Genomic DNA, 2,440 nt, shown 5'->3' on the forward strand with positions numbered 1-2,440 from the left:
GGTTTAGTTGGCAACCACATCAGCCGGGCGACCGTCCCAGCGTTCCCGGTCGTGTTCCCGCCATAGCGGATCAATCCGGCTTACTTCCTCGTCCACCACGGTCATGACCGGATCGGCCGCCCGAGGACTGTCAAAGACCACGGCCAGAGCATCGACCACGCCCTTGCCGTATTTCTGCACAAGCAAGGCCGCCAGACGTGGCGTTTCTGCGCCTCGCGCCACGTCCTTGGCCCGTTGTCTGGCGTAGTCTCTTACCTGCTCTTGCAGCAGCTCGATGGCTGTTTGTTTGTTCATTGTGCTACCTCGCGTTTTTCCAGTAAGTCACGCCGTCATCGCACTGGTAGGCGACCTGATCGGGCGTATCGTCGCCGATGATGTAGCCCACGGTGCCGCGAGTGGTGACGCCGATCCCGTCGTTGCTATGACCGTCACGCTTGGCCACCACCTTGCAGTTATGCGCGGCCTTGAATGTTTCCCACTCGTCGGGCTGGGGTTTGTAGACTGTGGCATAGCCGCCGCCCAACAGCATCACCGCCAGAAGGCCGGGGAAAATTGGCAGCTCATCGTCGCGGAAAGCACACCATGCGATCCACCCAAAAACGACAAACAGGCATGTGAGGTAGGTGCCCAGCACCCACGGGCTTAATTGTTCAATGGCTACGCCCATGCTCCTTTCCTCGTTGGGGAGGCACCGGGCCGTAAGCCCGGCGGCCTCATTTCAAAAGAACGACCACCAAGGCCGCCACGGCCACCAGAGCGGCGACCCCGGCCAAGGCCGCAGCCAGGTATGCGCCGGTCTTCGCTGCCTGCGCATCCCGACCACTGGCCACCGCATCGCGGCTTGCGGCCTGCGCGTTGGCTATCTGCCGCCGCACGTCGTTGCCAGCGTCGGCAAGGGCGGCAGTCACGGCCTGCCGCACCTGCTCGCTGACGTAGTTGGCCGCGTCGGTGATTACCTTCCCGGCCGTTTCCTTGGACTGTTCGACCTGCTGTTGCAGGCTCACGGTCAAGGCCCTGTTGGCTTCGTCGTACTGGTCGGAAACCAGTTCGAGGTAGCGGCCCAAGACCATTTCGCTGACCGTGACCGTGACCAGTATCGGATCGTCCTTGCCGATCAGCACGTTGTGCTTGATCGCCACCTGTTTCCGTATCTCGTCAAAGTCGATCATTGGCGACCCCCTTAGATGATGGTGGCCAACTGCTCGAAGATCGCTGTTTTGACCTTCGAGAGACGCGACTTGGACATGAGGCCGAAGTCTGGTGACTGTTTGATTTCATCGAAAGTCATCTTGCTATCGAGCATCAGTTTCACGTCCTCGCCGAACGTGCTGCCGGTCTGGCGAGCGATACGCACGATGCCGCGCACGCGATCCTTGTTGTTCTGGTAGACCTTCATTTCCTCGAAGGTCTTACCCTCGGCCTCAATGTCGCCGAAAAACTCATTGAGCCAGACGACCAGCTCGGCATTGCCCGGCATCTGCTCGGCCAGAGAGGCGAAGCCGCCAAGGGTATCGCGCAGGGCTTGGCCGCCGGTGATGACGGTGTGAATGATGACCTTCTTGCCGTTCTCGCCGATCAGGTTGATGGCGTCGTTTTCGGCGATGTAGTAGGACAGCGGGATGAACGACGCCGCGCCGTTGTCGATCACGAAATTGGTGTCTTCCTCAACAACCTGCTCAATCAGGCGGTCGAAATTACGCTCGATCAGGGAGCCGTTTTCCATCAGCTCAAGGCGCTGGGTGTTGAATGCCTTGTAACCGGCGAGGGTGGCATTGACCGGATCGGTGTCCACTGCTGTGACCGGCAGGCCCTTGCCGCCGATGTACTGGACGAGCAGGGACGAGATAAAGGACTTGCCGACGCCGCCCTTGCCTTGCAGCGTGAAATGAACCTGACGGGCGAGGGTGTTCAGGGCCGGAGTGGTTACGTCGTTCATAGGTGCGATGCTCCTTTCAGATGAGGTCGTCGCGGTCGTTGCCGCTGTTTGGGTTGTGCTGGAATCCGGGGCGCTTTTGGCCGGGTTTTTCGGCCGGGGTGCTGCTACCCCTTGCTTGGCCTCCTGCGGCTCCTGTAGGGGCCGGGGAGGGGCTTGGCGGGGCGATTTGCCCGGTGCCTTTTCTTTGGTGCCCATCGTCTTTTGCTCCTGTTATGTACCGGACGACGTAGCGATTGAATTGGGAGTAGCTGATGCCCAATTCCGCTTCGCCGCCAAAGTCGTCATAGATCGTGCGCTGTTCGTTACCCGCTGCAAGCAGTTCCCGGAACTGCTCTAGGCGGGCCAGAAACGCGACACGTCCTGCGCCCCGGCGGGGCTTTTTGCTTGGCGTGTCTGCCATGCCTGTTTCCTCCTAGTGAAGCCCGCGAATCAATCGCGGCACCTCAGTCTACCTCATAACGCGATACTACGCGAATCTAAGCGATTTAATGCGACTGTACGCGA

Annotated in this window: 5 protein-coding genes; all 5 read right to left on the reverse strand. The window is 60.0% G+C overall.

Annotated features, from left to right (window positions below; genetic code table 11):
• Nucleotides 1–3: 3 nt before the first annotated feature.
• Genes HMPREF3178_RS03465 through HMPREF3178_RS03485 form a run of 5 tightly spaced genes read right to left on the reverse strand, consistent with a single transcriptional unit; the run spans nucleotide 4 to nucleotide 2,336 of the window.
• The gene (locus HMPREF3178_RS03465) at nucleotides 4–294 is read right to left on the reverse strand and encodes a hypothetical protein (protein WP_004167229.1); all 291 of its coding nucleotides are present in this window, start codon (nucleotides 292–294) and stop codon (nucleotides 4–6) included.
• Between the two features lie 4 nt (nucleotides 295–298).
• Entirely contained in the window at nucleotides 299–667 is a 369-nt protein-coding gene (locus HMPREF3178_RS03470) for a hypothetical protein (protein ID WP_004167227.1), read from the reverse strand.
• Nucleotides 668–713: 46 nt separating this feature from the next.
• Nucleotides 714–1,169 carry a hypothetical protein gene (locus HMPREF3178_RS03475; protein ID WP_004167212.1) on the reverse strand — a complete coding sequence of 152 codons (456 nt, stop codon included), beginning with the start codon at nucleotides 1,167–1,169 and terminating at the stop codon, nucleotides 714–716.
• 11 nt (nucleotides 1,170–1,180) lie between these two features.
• A complete protein-coding gene (locus HMPREF3178_RS03480; protein WP_070584995.1) occupies nucleotides 1,181–1,936 on the reverse strand; it encodes a nucleotide-binding protein in 756 nt (251 codons plus the stop codon).
• Between the two features lie 16 nt (nucleotides 1,937–1,952).
• Nucleotides 1,953–2,336, reverse strand: coding sequence for a TraK family protein (locus HMPREF3178_RS03485; RefSeq protein WP_004167204.1), 384 nt, complete (start codon nucleotides 2,334–2,336; stop codon nucleotides 1,953–1,955).
• Between the last annotated feature and the right edge of the window lie 104 nt (nucleotides 2,337–2,440).

The organism is Klebsiella sp. HMSC09D12, assembly GCF_001808475.1.
GTDB classification, from domain to species: domain Bacteria; phylum Pseudomonadota; class Gammaproteobacteria; order Enterobacterales; family Enterobacteriaceae; genus Klebsiella; species Klebsiella oxytoca.

Coding starts and splice junctions, on each gene's coding strand:
- HMPREF3178_RS03475 (WP_004167212.1), bottom strand. CDS start 1,169: ATGATCGACTTTGACGAGATACGGAAACAGGTGGCGATCAAGCACAAC.
- HMPREF3178_RS03465 (WP_004167229.1), bottom strand. CDS start 294: ATGAACAAACAAACAGCCATCGAGCTGCTGCAAGAGCAGGTAAGAGAC.
- HMPREF3178_RS03470 (WP_004167227.1), bottom strand. CDS start 667: ATGGGCGTAGCCATTGAACAATTAAGCCCGTGGGTGCTGGGCACCTAC.
- HMPREF3178_RS03480 (WP_070584995.1), bottom strand. CDS start 1,936: ATGAACGACGTAACCACTCCGGCCCTGAACACCCTCGCCCGTCAGGTT.
- HMPREF3178_RS03485 (WP_004167204.1), bottom strand. CDS start 2,336: ATGGCAGACACGCCAAGCAAAAAGCCCCGCCGGGGCGCAGGACGTGTC.